Annotated in this window: 17 protein-coding genes and 1 pseudogene; 4 read left to right on the top strand and 14 right to left on the bottom strand. The window is 70.2% G+C overall.

The window, feature by feature from the left end:
- The 3 genes and pseudogenes from RMO30_RS03940 to RMO30_RS03930 all read right to left on the bottom strand — a co-directional run.
- Positions 1-237: pseudogene (locus RMO30_RS03940) on the bottom strand (hypothetical protein); the annotation flags it as partial.
- Positions 230-631, bottom strand: a complete 402-nt coding sequence (locus RMO30_RS03935; RefSeq protein ID WP_309709785.1) for a TadE/TadG family type IV pilus assembly protein — start codon at positions 629-631, stop codon at positions 230-232. The pseudogene RMO30_RS03940 and the gene RMO30_RS03935, both read right to left, overlap by 8 nt.
- Before the next feature lie 2 nt (positions 632-633).
- Complete coding sequence (locus RMO30_RS03930; protein WP_309709783.1) at positions 634-822, bottom strand: hypothetical protein; 189 nt, start codon at positions 820-822, stop codon at positions 634-636.
- A 73-nt stretch (positions 823-895) separates the two neighbouring features.
- Between RMO30_RS03930 and RMO30_RS03925 the strand changes: the two genes are divergently transcribed.
- From RMO30_RS03925 to RMO30_RS03915, 3 genes are all read left to right on the top strand, one after another.
- Positions 896-1,552: a hypothetical protein gene (locus RMO30_RS03925; RefSeq protein ID WP_309709781.1), complete on the top strand. Its 657-nt coding sequence runs from the start codon at positions 896-898 to the stop codon at positions 1,550-1,552.
- 87 nt (positions 1,553-1,639) lie between these two features.
- Entirely contained in the window at positions 1,640-2,284 is a 645-nt protein-coding gene (locus tag RMO30_RS03920) for a phosphoribosyltransferase family protein (RefSeq protein ID WP_309709779.1), read from the top strand.
- A 110-nt stretch (positions 2,285-2,394) separates the two neighbouring features.
- Complete coding sequence (locus RMO30_RS03915) at positions 2,395-2,706, top strand: hypothetical protein (protein ID WP_309709776.1); 312 nt, start codon at positions 2,395-2,397, stop codon at positions 2,704-2,706.
- A gap of 12 nt (positions 2,707-2,718) precedes the next feature.
- Here the strand turns inward: RMO30_RS03915 and RMO30_RS03910 are convergent, their stop codons facing one another.
- Genes RMO30_RS03910 through RMO30_RS03895 form a run of 4 tightly spaced genes read right to left on the bottom strand, consistent with a single transcriptional unit; the run spans position 2,719 to position 5,985 of the window.
- Positions 2,719-3,996: a hypothetical protein gene (locus RMO30_RS03910; protein WP_309709774.1), complete on the bottom strand. Its 1,278-nt coding sequence runs from the start codon at positions 3,994-3,996 to the stop codon at positions 2,719-2,721.
- A complete protein-coding gene (locus tag RMO30_RS03905; protein WP_309709771.1) occupies positions 3,993-4,601 on the bottom strand; it encodes a 3'-5' exonuclease in 609 nt (202 codons plus the stop codon). Before RMO30_RS03905 ends, RMO30_RS03910 begins: the two co-directional genes overlap by 4 nt.
- Positions 4,602-4,605: 4 nt before the next feature.
- Positions 4,606-4,989 (bottom strand): RidA family protein, encoded by a 384-nt coding sequence (locus RMO30_RS03900; RefSeq protein ID WP_309709769.1) that lies wholly within the window; start codon positions 4,987-4,989, stop codon positions 4,606-4,608.
- A 9-nt stretch (positions 4,990-4,998) separates the two neighbouring features.
- Positions 4,999-5,985 carry a DMT family transporter gene (locus RMO30_RS03895; RefSeq protein WP_309709767.1) on the bottom strand — a complete coding sequence of 329 codons (987 nt, stop codon included), beginning with the start codon at positions 5,983-5,985 and terminating at the stop codon, positions 4,999-5,001.
- A gap of 69 nt (positions 5,986-6,054) precedes the next feature.
- Between RMO30_RS03895 and RMO30_RS03890 the strand changes: the two genes are divergently transcribed.
- The gene (locus RMO30_RS03890; RefSeq protein WP_309709765.1) at positions 6,055-6,606 is read left to right on the top strand and encodes a CGNR zinc finger domain-containing protein; all 552 of its coding nucleotides are present in this window, start codon (positions 6,055-6,057) and stop codon (positions 6,604-6,606) included.
- 3 nt (positions 6,607-6,609) lie between these two features.
- On the opposite strand, the gene RMO30_RS03885 is transcribed toward RMO30_RS03890, so the two are convergent.
- Genes RMO30_RS03885 through hemE form a run of 7 tightly spaced genes read right to left on the bottom strand, consistent with a single transcriptional unit; the run spans position 6,610 to position 14,048 of the window.
- Positions 6,610-7,944 (bottom strand): glutamate-1-semialdehyde 2,1-aminomutase, encoded by a 1,335-nt coding sequence (locus tag RMO30_RS03885; protein WP_309709763.1) that lies wholly within the window; start codon positions 7,942-7,944, stop codon positions 6,610-6,612.
- The gene (gene hemB, locus RMO30_RS03880) at positions 7,941-8,927 is read right to left on the bottom strand and encodes a porphobilinogen synthase (RefSeq protein ID WP_309709761.1); all 987 of its coding nucleotides are present in this window, start codon (positions 8,925-8,927) and stop codon (positions 7,941-7,943) included. The genes RMO30_RS03885 and hemB overlap by 4 nt, the downstream gene beginning before the upstream one ends.
- Positions 8,924-9,832: a hydroxymethylbilane synthase gene (gene hemC / locus RMO30_RS03875; protein ID WP_309709758.1), complete on the bottom strand. Its 909-nt coding sequence runs from the start codon at positions 9,830-9,832 to the stop codon at positions 8,924-8,926. Before hemC ends, hemB begins: the two co-directional genes overlap by 4 nt.
- Complete coding sequence (locus RMO30_RS03870; protein ID WP_309709755.1) at positions 9,829-11,049, bottom strand: ferrochelatase; 1,221 nt, start codon at positions 11,047-11,049, stop codon at positions 9,829-9,831. Before RMO30_RS03870 ends, hemC begins: the two co-directional genes overlap by 4 nt.
- Positions 11,046-11,717 carry a hydrogen peroxide-dependent heme synthase gene (hemQ, locus tag RMO30_RS03865; RefSeq protein ID WP_309709753.1) on the bottom strand — a complete coding sequence of 224 codons (672 nt, stop codon included), beginning with the start codon at positions 11,715-11,717 and terminating at the stop codon, positions 11,046-11,048. The genes RMO30_RS03870 and hemQ overlap by 4 nt, the downstream gene beginning before the upstream one ends.
- Entirely contained in the window at positions 11,714-13,006 is a 1,293-nt protein-coding gene (locus tag RMO30_RS03860; RefSeq protein WP_309709750.1) for an FAD-dependent oxidoreductase, read from the bottom strand. The genes hemQ and RMO30_RS03860 overlap by 4 nt, the downstream gene beginning before the upstream one ends.
- A complete protein-coding gene (hemE, locus tag RMO30_RS03855) occupies positions 12,978-14,048 on the bottom strand; it encodes a uroporphyrinogen decarboxylase (protein WP_309709748.1) in 1,071 nt (356 codons plus the stop codon). The genes RMO30_RS03860 and hemE overlap by 29 nt, the downstream gene beginning before the upstream one ends.
- Between the last annotated feature and the right edge of the window lie 8 nt (positions 14,049-14,056).

The raw sequence follows: 14,056 nt of genomic DNA, 5'->3' as shown, positions 1-14,056 counted from the left end.
CCCGTAGTCGGCGAGCGTCACGGCGATGGCATGCGATGCCGCAGCCTGCCCCTGCGCGATCGTTTCAGCCTGCACGAACACCCGCGACGCCTGGCGGGCCGCACCTTCGACCGCGAACGACGCACTCTGGATCGAGGCGAGCGCAAGCACCAGATACACGGTCGGAACGAGCAGCAGCATCCCGACGGTGATGAACTCGATCGAAGCTGAACCTTCGTCGCCCAGAAGTTCAGTCAAGCGTTTCGATCGCCGCATGCCCCGACACCTCCAACGCTCCCCCGACGCCGAGCAGCCCGACCACGGGAAGGGTCGTACGCACCGTGACCGTCACCGCGGGGTGCCCCATCCAGTCGCCCGTACCGACAGCGATGTCGGAGGCGTAATCGGCACCGATCGCCTCGGTGATGAGGGTGCGGGTGCGGGCGACCCCGTCGGCGGGCCTGTTGTCGGCGAGCGCTCCGAACCGGGCGCCCTCGGCCGCGGCATCCAGCACCGTGTTGCGCACATGAAGCGCGAGACCGAGCTGGATGACGGCCAGCGTGAGCATCGTCAGCAGCACCCCGACGAGGGTGAACTCGACGACCGCCGAGCCGGAGTCGTCGCGAACACCGCCGTCGCGCACCAAGCTCACCGCTAGAAGCCGGTGACGCGAGCCAGTGCGCTCTCGAAGATCGCCCCGAGCGCCGGTCCGGCGATCGCCCAAATCGCGATCACGAGGCCAGCGGTCATCAACGAGATCAACACCCAACCCGGAACATCCCCTCGGTCATCCCGGAGCCGGGAGCCGATCACGCTTCTGGTGGGAGCGGTCGTGCGTCGCATGCGCACATCGTGCCGAACCCTCCGCCTGCCGCGTGCCTGTTCTCCACAGGCAGCCCGCCGATAAGGTCGGGCCATGTCGACGACCAACCCCGACGAACGTGAACGCGGCCTCGCCCTGCGGATTCGACCGGTGGTGTTTGCGGCCGCAATCCTCGTGCAGTTCCTGGCGCCGCTGCTCGTGCTGTTGGCCGTCGTCGGGGTGATCCCGCGCGATCCCGGGCTGATCGCTCTCCACGTGGGAATCTGGGTGGTCGTCGGACTCGCCACGCTCTTCGTGTCGAGCAACCGCAGCACCTACCTGCTCGCGGCGATGGCTCTGTCGTACGTCGCCGGCCTGTTTCTCGTGATCGAGGTCACCACGCCGGGCGGCATGGGGCTGGTCGGCATCCTGTTCCCCGTCGTCGGCTACGGCATCGCTGCGCTTGTGCTCGTCTTCTCCGGGCTGCGGGAGGCGGCCATGCGTCGCACCCGGCAGATCGGCGTCGACACCGTCGCCACGGTGATGAGCGCACCGGTCACCGGAATGGTCAACTATGTGACCCGGCAGCGCCTCACCCTGAGATTCACCGATCAGCAGGGCGTCGAACGGTTCTTCCGCGTCGGACGCACCGGCGGCGGCTACTCGACTGGCGACACGATTCCGATCCGCTACGACCCCACCCGCCCCTGGTCGAAGCGGGGCATCCTCGTCGAAGGGTCGGGCCCGACCCTGTTCGCAGCGCCCCGCTAAGGATTCAGGCGAACGCGAACACCGGCGGCAGGACGAGGAAATTGCGCGCCTGAACGCGCGCATCCGGTGGAGCTAAGGTTCGTCGGCATGCACGACTTCGTGAACCGGGCCGACGCCGGTCGGCGGCTGGGGGTGCACCTCGCCCCGCGACGTGCACCGGATGTCGTCGTGCTCGGCCTGCCCCGCGGCGGCGTGCCGGTCGCCGCCGAAGTCGCGGCTGCTCTTGGTGCTCCGCTCGACGTCATCGTGGTGCGGAAACTGGGGATCCCCTTCCAGCCGGAGGTCGCCATGGGTGCCATCGGCGAGGGCGGGGTGCACGTGCTCGATGACGCCCTCGTCGCGCGCGCAGGCGTCACGCTCGCCGAGGTGGCTGCCGTTGAGCGCCGGGAACGTGCGACCCTCGACTCCCGCGTGGCGCGATTCCGGGCCGGCGGCGAACGGCTCGACCTCACCGGATGCACCGCGATCATCGTCGACGACGGGATCGCAACAGGAGCGACGGCGACGGCCGCGGCTCGCGTCGCCCGCCAACTCGGCGCTACTCGCGTCATCGTCGCCGCACCGGTCGGCGGCCCCGACGCCGTGCAGCGAGTCGACGGCGCCGACGAAGTCGTCTGCCTCCTCGAGCCGGTGGACTTCCGGTCCGTGAGCGCCTACTACCGGGACTTCGCACAGACCTCGGACGACGAAGTCGTGCAGCTGCTCGCGGGTCGCGAACCGCGCACCCGGTAGCTCACGCCGACCAGGCGTCTGTCTCCAGGATGTGGCGTCCGGGCTACGCTGGCGGCATCCGCTGCGACATCCGCTCGCACTCCCGAGGCGGCTGAGCCGGGAGCGCACGCATGACCGCTGGGCACGTCAGCATCCGCAAGATCTACAGCCGCGACGGACTCGCTCCGGGTGCGAGCGAGGCACGCGGCTGGAAGAAGCCGCCGAAGAATACCGTCGTGACCTACTGGGCGGTCGCGCGGCCTCCGGCACCAGTCGGACAGCACGGCACCACGAGCGGCAGAGTGACGATCACCAAGGTCGAACACACCTACACCCGTGACAACTTCAACGAAGAGACCTGGCAGTCGACGATCACCGTGAAGAACACCGGCGATGAGGTCACCGGCTACGACATGTGGCAGAGCTGGGTCGACCTCGAGTAACGCTGACTGGGGTTAGTGCGACGACTCAGCTTGCATGGAGTCGATGTACTCCTTGATGGTGGGCATCGCCGTGAGCTTGTCGCGGAAGAACGTGTTGACGAGGTTCACGACTCGGGCCTGCGCTCCGTCAACCTCGGCATTGCGCTGCTCACCCGTTGGCTGGGATTCGAGCGTGCGGCTCAACTGCTGCAACGCTTCGACGATCTCGGTCTCTTCGGTGCCTTCCAGCGCCTTCACGACCTCGAGCACGAGCGCGTCGGCCTGGGCGCGCACATCGGCGATCGGGATGCCGGAGCCGGGTTGGGTGGCGTTGTCGAGCGTGACGATAAGCGACCACACCTGGTAGAGGATCGTCGTCGGCTCGTCGAAGAGTTCGCGCACGAACGCGGCATCCAGGTGTCTCCCGGAGAGCCGGAACACGTTGTACATGCGCTTGGCGGCTTTGCCGTAGTTGAGGTGTTTCGTGAGGTACTTGCGTACCTCGCCCTCGAGCTGCTCCACGTACTCATCGAGCGCATCATCGGAGACGTGCTGCACGACCTTCGCGAAGGTCGGCACCGACTCGGCGTCGAGGTAGACCTCTTGAAAGTAGGTGTCGAGGTATCCGTCGAGCGGCACGATTGCGCCATCCGGGGCTTCCCAGGTGACGTCGATGACGTTGCTCGCGTTCGACAGTCGCCGACGCGCGGGGTCGGTCACCACCCAGTCGGCTTTCACCCATCCCGGGTCGCGCGCGGCATCTTCCCAGCGCACCTCACCGTCGGGGGTCTGGATGACGCCAGCCTCGATGTCGGCGAGGGTCCACGAGATCGGGGCTCCGGACTTGGTGCTGCCGAGTTTCGCCTCGAGGAACTGGTAGGTGGGGCCGCGCGTGAAAGCGAGCACCTTCGCCTTGAGCGACCGGGCGAGGATGTCGCAGGCTTCCTCGCGCGTCGCGGCCTTGATGTTGAAGCGCTGAAAGAAGTCGGCGTCGCCGGGAAAACTCTGAATCTTCGACTGCGCCGCCGACCCCGAGAGCGCGAGTGCCCCCTCAGTGATCGCCGGATCGCCGGTGAGCTCGACGACCTTGCCGACCGCCCGGAACCGGGCGAGGTCGCGCGGGGTGAAGTCGAGCATTGCGACCCGGTGCCCGAAGGTGCCGCTCGCCTCATCGATCTGCAGATCGCCTTCGGTTTCGGCCGCGATCGCGGTGAGCCACTGCACCGTTTCGGCCTCATTCAGCTCCACGCCGAGGCGTTTCGCCGACTCGATGATGCTCGCTACTTCGGTGTCGGGCGACGGTTCGCTCACGATGCCTCCTCGGCGTGCGTGCTGGCGGCGCGCAGGGCTGCGGCGTCCGCCGAAATCGCCCGGAAGAGCTCGGCCTGATCGCGCGCGTCACCGAGTGCGTTGTGCGACAACGGTCGCCCGTCGAGATACTTCGGTGACAGGTGCTTCATGCTGGTCTGCTCCCAGGTGGAGCCCATCATGCCGACGTAGTAGGACTTGATGTCAAGCCCCCCGTGTCCGAACGGGTTCTCGATTGCGTACCGCACGAAGTATTCGTTGACGAACATCCAGTCGAAAACGGCGTTGAACCCGACGAACACGGCACGGTGCGTCTGCGGCGGAACGACGTCGCGGATCCATTGGGCGAACTCCTCCATCGCCTGCCGTGGGTCGGTGCCGTTGGCCGTGAGCTGAGCCATGTCGAGGCCGCTCACAGCGAGAGCGGAGGGGATGACGGCATCCCGATCGGGTTTCAGCTCGACGTAGAACCCGCGGTCGGGTTCGTCGACGAGGCACGCGCCGATCGAGATCATCGCGTAATCGCCCGGGGTCGGGCCGGCTGTCTCGACGTCGACACTGATGAAGCGTTCGGGGCGCACCCGTTGCGTCCGCTGGGCGGGAGTCATCGCGTTACGCCTGGCCGAGGTGCGCGGTGACCTCGATCTCGATTCTCATCTCAGGGCTCGACAGGCCCGCCTGGAAGGCCGTCGCCGCGGGCCGCACCTCGCCGAACACCTCCTGCAGAGCGGGCCAGGTCTTCTCGAAGTCGTTGAGGTCGGGCATCAGGTAGTGCACTCGCACGACATCCTTGAAGCCAGCACCGGCCTGCTCGAGTGCGGCGCCGATGTTGCGGAGGGTCTGGCGGGTCTGCTCTACAACGTCGTCGGAGATCGTCATCGTCGAGTAGTCGTATCCGGTGGTGCCCGAGACGAACACCCAGTCGCCGGAGACCACGGCACGCGAGTACCCGATCTGCGACTCGAAAGTGGACCCGGACGAGATCAGCCTGCGCATTCCGCCAGGCTACCCGCGGGTCGCCGTACCTAACTCTCGGTCTGGCGTGGGTTCATCGACGTGTCGTGGCTGAACCTCTCCGATTCCGAGAGTTGGGTCCGGCGATTTCTCGGAGCGCACGCAGGCGATGCCCACGAGGATGAGCATGCCGCCGAGCAGCTGGAACACCCCGAGCGCTTCGCTGAGCAGCAGCCAGGCGAAGAGCGACGCGAAGACGACTTCGAGCATTCCGACGAATGACATGAGCCGCGAGCCGAGGGCTTGCGACGCGGTGATGCTGAACGCGTACCCGATCGCGGTGGTGGCAGCGAGGATCAGCAGCGGCATCCACCAGGGCACGATCCCGCCGAGGGCGTTCACCTCGGCGAGCACGATGTCGAAGGGCACGAGCCCCGCGAGCCCGACGATTCCGAGCGACAGCGACCCGAGCACGAGCCCGAGGGCCGCGAAGGCGACATGCGGCAGCCCGTGCGCGGGCCGCGCGGCGATCACGTAGTAGAGGGCACAGCCGACCGCAGCGAGTGCGGCGAAGGCGTAGCCGAGCGGGTCGCCACCGCCGACCGGTCCGATGATGAGCACGAGCCCACCGATCGCGACGGCCGAGCCGACGAGCACGAGGGGCCGCGGCATCCGCCTCGTCATGACGGCGACACCCGCGACGAGCAACAGCGGTGCGAGGTACTCGATCAGCAGCGCCGATGACACCGGGATGCGCTGGAGGGCCGCAAAGTAGACCAGTTGCGTGCCGGCGACGCCGATCAGCGCCATGCCGAGGATGCGCCAGCGTGCCAGCCAGACGACGCCCCACTTTCCGCGCAGGGCGGCGAGTGCGAAGGGCACCAGCAGGATGCCAGCGAGCCCGGCCCGTACGGTGACCGCGGCGGCGGGACTCCAGCCGGATTCCATGAGCGGCTTCGCGAGCGCGCCCGAGGTACCGAAGGCGACGGAGGCGAGCACGCCGATCACGAGTCCAGTCGACACGCGGGTTGAGTTCATGGGGTTCCTGTCAGGAGCACCGAGTGGTTACGCTCGTGACGCTACTCCTGGCAATCGTAAGGGTTCAAATTGCATTTTACTCCTGACACCGAGGAGATTCTCGCGTTCCTTGTCGTGCTCGGGAACACCCACCCGACGGCATCCCGCAGCGGCGCCGACGAACTCTCCACCCCCGCCGAACTCACCGCGCTGCTCGACGAGCACGGCTACACCGGACGCTTCGACCACGATGACGCGGAGCTGGCATCCGTTGTGCGCACCCGCGAGGAACTGCGCACGCTCTGGTCGCTCCCCCGCGACGAGCAGGTCGGCGAGATCAACCGCTGGCTGCGCGAAGTGAAGGCACTGCCGTTCCTGGTGCGGCACGACCGATTCGACTGGCACCTGCACGCCACCAGCCCCGACGCCCCCCTCGCCGACCGCATGCGCGCCGAAGGTGCACTCGCCCTCGCCGAAGTCACCCGCGCCAACGAGAACGACAGGATGCGGGTCTGCGCCGCCGACGGCTGCACCGGTCTGCTCGTCGACCAGTCCCGCAACGGCTCGAAGCGCTTCTGCTCGGTGCGCTGCGGCAACCGGGTCAACCAGCAGGGCTTCCGGGAGCGGATGTCGGAGAGCTAGCCCCTAGGCGGACGGCTGGGCTTGTGCCGCCGCAGAGGCCGCCGCGGGCAGGGCACTGAGGATGCTGTCGAGCGCGGGTTCGTCGTGGGCGGCACTGAGGAACCACGCCTCGAACACGCTCGGCGGCAGCGAGACCCCGGCTTCGCGCATCGCATGGAAGAACGGCGGATATCGCCACGCCTCCTGGTCGCGCGCGTCGGCGTAGTCGCGCACGGCATCCGATCGGAAGGCGACCGAGAACAGTGAGCCCGCGCGCGGGATGACGTGCGCAACCCCCGCGTCGGTCAGCGCTTCGTGCACCGCCGACGCCACGACCTCGGCGGCCGCGTCGACGCGGGCGTACACCTCGGGTGTCGCGTGGCGCAGCGTCGCGAGCCCGGCGGCGACGGCGAGCGGATTGCCGCTGAGCGTTCCGGCTTGGTAAACCGGCCCGGCGGGCGCGAGCAGATCCATGATCGCCGCCGGTCCACCGAGCGCGGCGAGCGGCATCCCACCCCCGATCACCTTGCCGAACGTGAAGATGTCGGGCAGCCAGCCGGTCTCGCCGACAAGCCCCGCGGCTTCGAGCCCCCAGCGCCCCGCCGGCCCGAGCCGGAATCCGGTGAGCACCTCGTCGAGGATGAGCAGCGCGCCGTGCTCGTGAACGAGGTCGGTGAGGGCCCGATTGAAGTCGGGTGACGGCGCGAGCACCCCCGCGTTCGCCCCGACTGCTTCGGTGATGACCGCCGCGATGCGCCCCGGATGCTGCGCGAACGCCGCCCGCACCGCGTCGAGGTCGTTGTACGACAGCACGAGCGTGAGCGCGGCGATCTCGGGCGGAACCCCCGCCGACCCCGGAAGCGCGAACGTCGCCAGGCCCGAGCCGGCTTCGGCGAGCAGCCCGTCGGAGTGCCCGTGATAGTGCCCCGCGAACTTGACGATGAGGTCGCGTCCGGTCGCCGCGCGAGCCACCCGGATCGCGGTCATCGTGGCTTCGGTCCCGGTCGAGACCAGGCGCAGCCGCTCGATCGCGGCGACCCCACCGACGGTCAACCGCTCGACGACGAGTTCGGCGAGTTCGGCCTCGGCGGGCGTGGACGCCCCGAACGACAGTCCGCGTGCCGCAGCTTCCTGCACGGTGGCGACGACTGCTGGATGCGCGTGCCCGAGCAACGCCGGACCCCACGACCCGACCAGGTCGACGTACTCGGTGCCCTCGACATCCGTCACCGTCGCGCCCGCGGCCGAGACGATCGCGAGCGGCGTACCCCCGACCGAGCCGAACGCGCGCACCGGCGAGTTCACCCCGCCCGGGATCACCGCTCGCGCTCGCGCCGCAGCGCCGGCGTTCGTCGTCACGCTCCCCAGCCCTTCTCTGCAGCTTCGATCGCGTAGTAGGTGAGCACGGCATCCGCTCCCGCCCGCACGATGGAGACGAGCGACTCAGCGATCGCGCGCTCGCGGTCGAGGTAGCCCGCCGCGGCGGCGGCTTCGAGCATCGAGTACTCGCCGCTCACCTGGTACGCCCACACCGGAATCGGGGATACGGCGGCCGTCGCTGCGAGCACGTCTAGGTAGCTGGATGCCGGCTTCACCATCACGATGTCGGCGCCCTCCTCAATGTCGAGAGCCGCTTCGCGCAGCCCCTCGCGCGCGTTGCCCGGTTCGAGCTGGTAGCTACGGCGGTCGCCGACGAGCGAGGAGGCCACCGCTTCGCGGAACGGCCCGTAGAACGCGGAGGCGTACTTCGCGGCGTAGCCGAGCAGCGGAACGTCGGCCCGTCCTGCGGCATCCAGCGCGGTGCGCACGGCGGCGACCTGACCGTCCATCATTCCGGAGAGCCCGAGCAGCTGGGATCCGGCGTCGGCCTGCGCGAGCGCCATCTCGCGGTAGCGCTCGAGGCTCGCATCGTTGTCGACCCGACCCTCGGCGTCGAGCACGCCGCAGTGCCCGTGGTCGGTGAACTCGTCAAGACAGAGGTCGGTCTGCACGACGAGGGCATCCCCCGCCTCCTGCACGGCGATACGCGTCGCGACGTTGAGGATGCCGTCGGCATCGGTGGCGCCCGACCCGATCGCATCTTTGTGCTCGGGCACTCCGAACAGCATGACGCCGCCTATCCCCGCGGCGGCAGCCCGGGCGATCTCGGCCTTGAGCGAATCGAGCGAGTGTTGCACAACGCCCGGCATCGACGTGATCGGTCGCGCCTCGCGCGCGCCTTCCCGCACGAACAGCGGCAGGATGAGCTGCGTCGGATCGACCCGGGTTTCGCGGGCGAGGCGTCGCCAGGCGGGCGTCGCGCGTAGCCGACGGGGGCGGATGCTGCGGAGGTCGTGGCTCATTCCAAGGAACCGCCGATCGGTGCGAGGGCGGCTGCCCCGGAATCCAAAAGCTCGGCGGCGACGCGAGCCGACAATTCCGCCGCCGGTTCCTGGGAATCGTCCAGGTACAGCGCGTGCGAGGCGGTCAGCTGCGACGACCCGTCGAGCGCGTAGACCCGCGCCGTGAGGAACATCATCCCGTCTTCGAGGAACGCCGTCGCGGCGATCGGCGCCGAGCAGCCGGCCTCGAGTCGGGCGAGCACCCCGCGCTCCGCTTCCGCGGCGACGCGCGACGGCGGGTGGTCGAGTTTCGCGGCGAGGCCGGTCTCGCCGACCCGCGTCTCGACGGCGAGGGCTCCCTGCGCGGGGGCGGTCGGCCACCACGCCAGTTCGAGGTGCTGAGTGATGGCGTCGGAGCGACCCAGCCGGTCGAGCCCGGCGACGGCCAGCACGACGGCGTCGAGCGCGCGCTCCGGGTCGTCGGCGCCGACACGAGCCAGCCGGGTGTCGACGTTGCCCCGGATGTCGACGACCTCGAGGTCGGGGCGACGTGCGGCGAGCTGAGCGCGGCGACGCGGCGACCCGGTGCCGACCCTCGCGCCCTCGGGAAGGGTCTCGAGGGTGAACCCGTCGCGGGCGCAGAGTGCGTCGCGGGCGTCGGCACGCGGCGGCACCGCGGCGATTGCGAGACCCTCGGCCGGGCCGGTCGGCAGGTCTTTGAACGAATGGATGACGACATCCACCTCGTTGTTCACGAGGGCGGTGCGCAGGGCGGCCACGAACACGCCGGTGCCGCCCATGAGCGCGAGCGACTCGGACGAGCGGTCGCCCTCGGACTCGATGACGACGACCTCGGCTCCGAGCTGGTCGGCGATCGCGCGCGACTGGGCGAGCGCGAGGGCGCTTCCGCGGGTTCCGAGCCTCATGGTGCGACCCCCGCCGCCGCGGGCTTGAAGCCGGCGCGGATGTTCTCGCAGCAGCCCGCTCGGCAGACGTCGAACCACGGCCCGAGCTCGGTGAGGGCGGGGCGTTCGGCGACCGGGACCCCGTCACGGCGCTCGAGAACGAGATCGACGAGACCCTCGACGAATCGCCGATGCGATCCCGGCGTCGGCGTGCGCACGGCCGCAAGGCCTGCTTCGGAGGCCGACTCGAGCGCCTCGGTGTCGAGATCCCAGAGCACCTCCATATGGTCGGAGAGGAACCCGACGGGCACGATCGCGACGGCACGCACCCCCTCGCCGGGCAACTCGGCGATGCGGTCATTGATGTCGGGCTCGAGCCAGGGTTGCGTCGGCGGGCCGGAGCGGGATTGGTACACGAGGTCCCAGCCGATCCGGTCGAGGCCGAGGCCCTGCTCCTTCAACAACCGAGCCGCCTCGGTCGCGACGATCTCGCTCACCGCGAGGTGCTGGGCGGCGTACGCTCCGCCTTCGCCGCCGGCGTTCTCTCGATACGTACGATCGCGCGGGCCGGAACGCTCGGCATCCGCCGTCGGGATCGAATGCGTCGTGAACAACAGACGGATCGCGTTCGCGTCGCCGTCGACCTGCGGCAGCAGCTCGCGCACTCCCGCGACGACGCCTTCGACGAAAGGCTCGACGAATCCGGGATGGTCGAAGTACTGCCGCACCTTGTCGACGGTGACCTCTTCTTCGAGACCGGTCTTCTCGAGGGCGATCGCGATGTCTTCGCGGTACTGCCGGCACGACGAGAACGAGGAGTAGGCGCTCGTCGCGATCGTCAACAGCGTGCGGTGGCCGTCGTCATAGGCCGCCTGGAGCGCGTCCGCGAGGTAGGGGTCCCAGTTGCGGTTGCCCCAGTAGACGGGCAGGTCGATGGAGCGAGCGGCGAGCTCGGCATCCAGCGCCGCCTTGAGTTCGCGGTTCTGATCGTTGATCGGGCTCACGCCGCCGAAATGGCGGTAGTGGTGCGCGACCTCTTCGAGGCGCTCGTCGGGGATGCCGCGGCCGCGCGTGACGTTGCGCAGGAACGGGATGACGTCATCCTGCCCCTCGGGTCCACCGAAGCCGGCCAGCAGGATCGCGTCGTAGGCGACGGGAACGGTGACGTGCTCCGGTCCGGCGGCAGCGGGGGGGGATGCCCCGAGCACCGCGCCGGCGGGGGGCGCCTCGGTGCTCACGACAGCACCTCGGCGACCTCGGAGGGGTCGAGCAGCCGCCCCGTGAAGAACGGCACCTCTTCGCGCACGTGCCGCCGGGCGCCCGTCGACCGCAGGGCGCGCATGAGGTCGACGAGCTCGACCGGGTCGTCGGCTTCGAGGGCGAGGATCCACTCGTAGTCGCCAAGCGCGAAGGATGCGACGGTGTTGGTCTGCACGCTCCTGAAGGCGGCACCCGCGCGACCGTGCTCGGCCAGCAGGGCGCGCCGCTCGTCGTCGGGCAGCAGGTACCAGTCGTAGGACCGCACGAACGGGTAGACGCACAGCCACGTCTTCGGCGGCAGGCCGCGGGCGAACGCCGGCAGGTGGTCGCGGGTGAACTCCGCGTCGCGGTGCACCCCGAGTGCGTTCCAGGTCGGGTCGAGCACCTCGAGTTCCGTGGTGCGGCGCAAGAGACGCAGCGCCTTCTGCAGCACGTCGGCGGAGTCGCCGGTCAGCCAGAGCATGAGGTCGGCATCCGCTCGCAGCCCCGAGACGTCGTACACGCCGCGCAGGGTCGCGCCGGTCGGCAGCGCGGCGATGGCGGCGGCGAGGTCGTCTCTGCCGGATGGGGTCGCCCGGGTGCGCCGGAGAACCGCCCACAGGGTGAAGTATGTGGGCTCGTCGGCTCCGGAGGCGGGGTCGGTCACTCCCCCATCCTCTCCCCGGTCGCCGTGGGGCGCGAATCGGTGAGGATAGCTGCCGCGGTGGTTTCGGCGTGGGCGACGACGGCGGCGAGGCCCGATCCGGCGACCGGCTCGCCCGTGCGCGTGAGCTCGTGGTCGCCCGGCTCGGGAGCGGGACGGTGCCAGGTGCGCACCGCGCTGTCGAGCGGTCCGGGCAGCGTGACGCCGAAGATCGTGGAGGCGTCGCGCAGCGCCTGGCCGACCGGGTCGTCGGGCGCTCCGTCGTACGAGAGCCGAACCGCGTGGGCGCCGGCAAAGGCTTCGGCCACCCAGTCCCACTTCGCGGTCAGGTGGGTGAGGGCGCGGGCATCCACGGCGCTGCCCGCCGCGACGAGCACCCCGGAACCCCGCGGAGCGCCGTCGAGCAGCGGGGTGCGCATGACGAGCGTCACGACCGTCACCGGGCGGCCGGCATCCGTCCCCGGGGTGGGGGCGGCGAGAACGACGCGGCCACGGGGTAGGAGGGTGTCGGCGCGCACCCCGGTCTGGATGTCGACGCCACTGCGTCGGCAGGCGTCGGCGAGCGCGTCAGCGAGTCGGAACATCCCGCCGCGGAGCCCGGCCACGAGGGAACCCGCGGGGGCGGCCTCCCGCAGCTCACGCACGGCCGCGGCGAGCGACCCGTGCTCACGCATCCGGTCGAGGAGGGTCGACGACACGACCGCGAGAGCGAGGTCGTCGGGCTCACGCGAGTAGACCCCCCGGGCGATCGGGGCGACGAGTCCGTCGAGCACCGAGCGGCCCATCCTCGCCGCGACGAGTTCACCCAGCGTCGTGGCGCGGCTTCCCACCGAGCGCGGCAGCACCGCGTCGATTCGGGCACGCCATGCACCGGCGAGGCCGATCGCGCGCACCACGTCGGACGCGAGCGGGTGGGCCGGGATGCCGAGCAGACCCACCGCCGGAAGGGGTACGGCGGGGCCGCGTGCGCGGTGCAGCCACGCAGGCGCGGGTCGCGGAGTGACGATGTCACCGCCGAGCCCGAGCTCCTCGATCAGCGCGACGACGGCGGTGCCGCGGGTCGCGAACGACTCGGCGCCGGCATCCAGCTCCACTCCCGCGACGCGCTGGGAGGCGAGTTGCCCGCCGACGCGGTCGGTGGCTTCGAGGAGGGTCACCCGGTGCCCGCCCTGGGCGAGGCGCAGGGCGACGAGGAGACCGGCGACTCCTCCGCCGATGACGGTGACGGGTGCGGTTTCGATACGCGAGCCGCTGTGCGGCGCGCTACTCAACCCGCGGGTCTTTCGCGGCATGCACGAGGTCGACGATGCGGGTGAGCACTGCGGGGTCGGTGTCGGGCGGAACTCCATGGCCGAGGTTCACGATGTGGGCGGGGGCGGCGTCGCCGCGACGCAGCACGTCGGTGACGTGGCGGTCGAGCACGTCGGCCGGCGCGAACAGCAGCGCAGGGTCGATGTTGCCCTGCAGCACGACGCCGGGCAGGCGACGGGCCGCCTCGTCGAGCGGAACCCGCCAGTCGACCCCGACGACGTCGGCGCCCGCGGCGGGCAGCAGGTCGAGCAGGTGTTCGGTGCCGACCCCGAAGTGGATGCGCGGAATGCCGAGGTCGGCCACCGCGTCGAGGGCGCGCCGCGAGTGCGGCAGCACGGAGCGCTGGTAGTCGGCGCGGGAGAGCGACCCGGCCCAAGAGTCGAAGAGTTGCACGACGCTCGCGCCCGCCAGCACTTGAGCTCGCAGGAACGCCCCGGTGACGTCGGCGCACCAGTCGAGCAGAGCCGCCCAGGTCGCCGGATCGGAGTTCATGAGAGCGCGGGTGCGCAGCTGCTCCTTCGACGGCCCGCCCTCGACGAGGTACGAGGCGAGCGTGTAGGGGGCTCCGCCGAATCCGATGAGCGGAGTGGCGCCGAGTTCCGCGACGACGAGGGCGACGGCATCCGCGATCGGGGTCAGCGCGTCGGGCGCAAGTGCGGGCAGTCGTGCGACATCCGCCGCCGTGCGCACGGGCTCGTCGAACACCGGACCGCGCCCGGGAACGATCTGCACCGCGACCCCGGCGAGCAACACCGGCACGACGATGTCGCTGAAGAACACGGCCGCGTCGACCCCGTGGCGGCGCACCGGCTGCAGGGTGATCTCGGCGGCGAGCGCCGGGGTCAGGCACGCCTCGAGCATGTCGCCGCCAGCACGCACCTCCCGGTATTCGGGAAGCGAACGACCCGCCTGTCGCATGAACCACACGGGCCGAACGGGCGGGCGCTCCCCGCGCGCAGCTTGCACGAGCGGCGACCCAACGGTGCGGCCGTCGACAAGCGGATGTTCGGCGGGAAGGGGCACCCGTCCAG

Source organism: Pseudolysinimonas sp. (genome assembly GCF_031389465.1).
GTDB lineage: Bacteria > Actinomycetota > Actinomycetes > Actinomycetales > Microbacteriaceae > Pseudolysinimonas_A.
This window is presented reverse-complemented; position numbering and strand designations above follow the sequence as displayed.

Coding starts and splice junctions, on each gene's coding strand:
- RMO30_RS03930 (WP_309709783.1), bottom strand. CDS start 822: ATGCGACGCACGACCGCTCCCACCAGAAGCGTGATCGGCTCCCGGCTC.
- RMO30_RS03925 (WP_309709781.1), top strand. CDS start 896: ATGTCGACGACCAACCCCGACGAACGTGAACGCGGCCTCGCCCTGCGG.
- RMO30_RS03920 (WP_309709779.1), top strand. CDS start 1,640: ATGCACGACTTCGTGAACCGGGCCGACGCCGGTCGGCGGCTGGGGGTG.
- RMO30_RS03915 (WP_309709776.1), top strand. CDS start 2,395: ATGACCGCTGGGCACGTCAGCATCCGCAAGATCTACAGCCGCGACGGA.
- RMO30_RS03905 (WP_309709771.1), bottom strand. CDS start 4,601: ATGACTCCCGCCCAGCGGACGCAACGGGTGCGCCCCGAACGCTTCATC.
- RMO30_RS03900 (WP_309709769.1), bottom strand. CDS start 4,989: ATGCGCAGGCTGATCTCGTCCGGGTCCACTTTCGAGTCGCAGATCGGG.
- RMO30_RS03895 (WP_309709767.1), bottom strand. CDS start 5,985: ATGAACTCAACCCGCGTGTCGACTGGACTCGTGATCGGCGTGCTCGCC.
- hemB (WP_309709761.1), bottom strand. CDS start 8,927: ATGAGCCACGACCTCCGCAGCATCCGCCCCCGTCGGCTACGCGCGACG.
- hemC (WP_309709758.1), bottom strand. CDS start 9,832: ATGAGGCTCGGAACCCGCGGAAGCGCCCTCGCGCTCGCCCAGTCGCGC.
- RMO30_RS03860 (WP_309709750.1), bottom strand. CDS start 13,006: ATGCCGCGAAAGACCCGCGGGTTGAGTAGCGCGCCGCACAGCGGCTCG.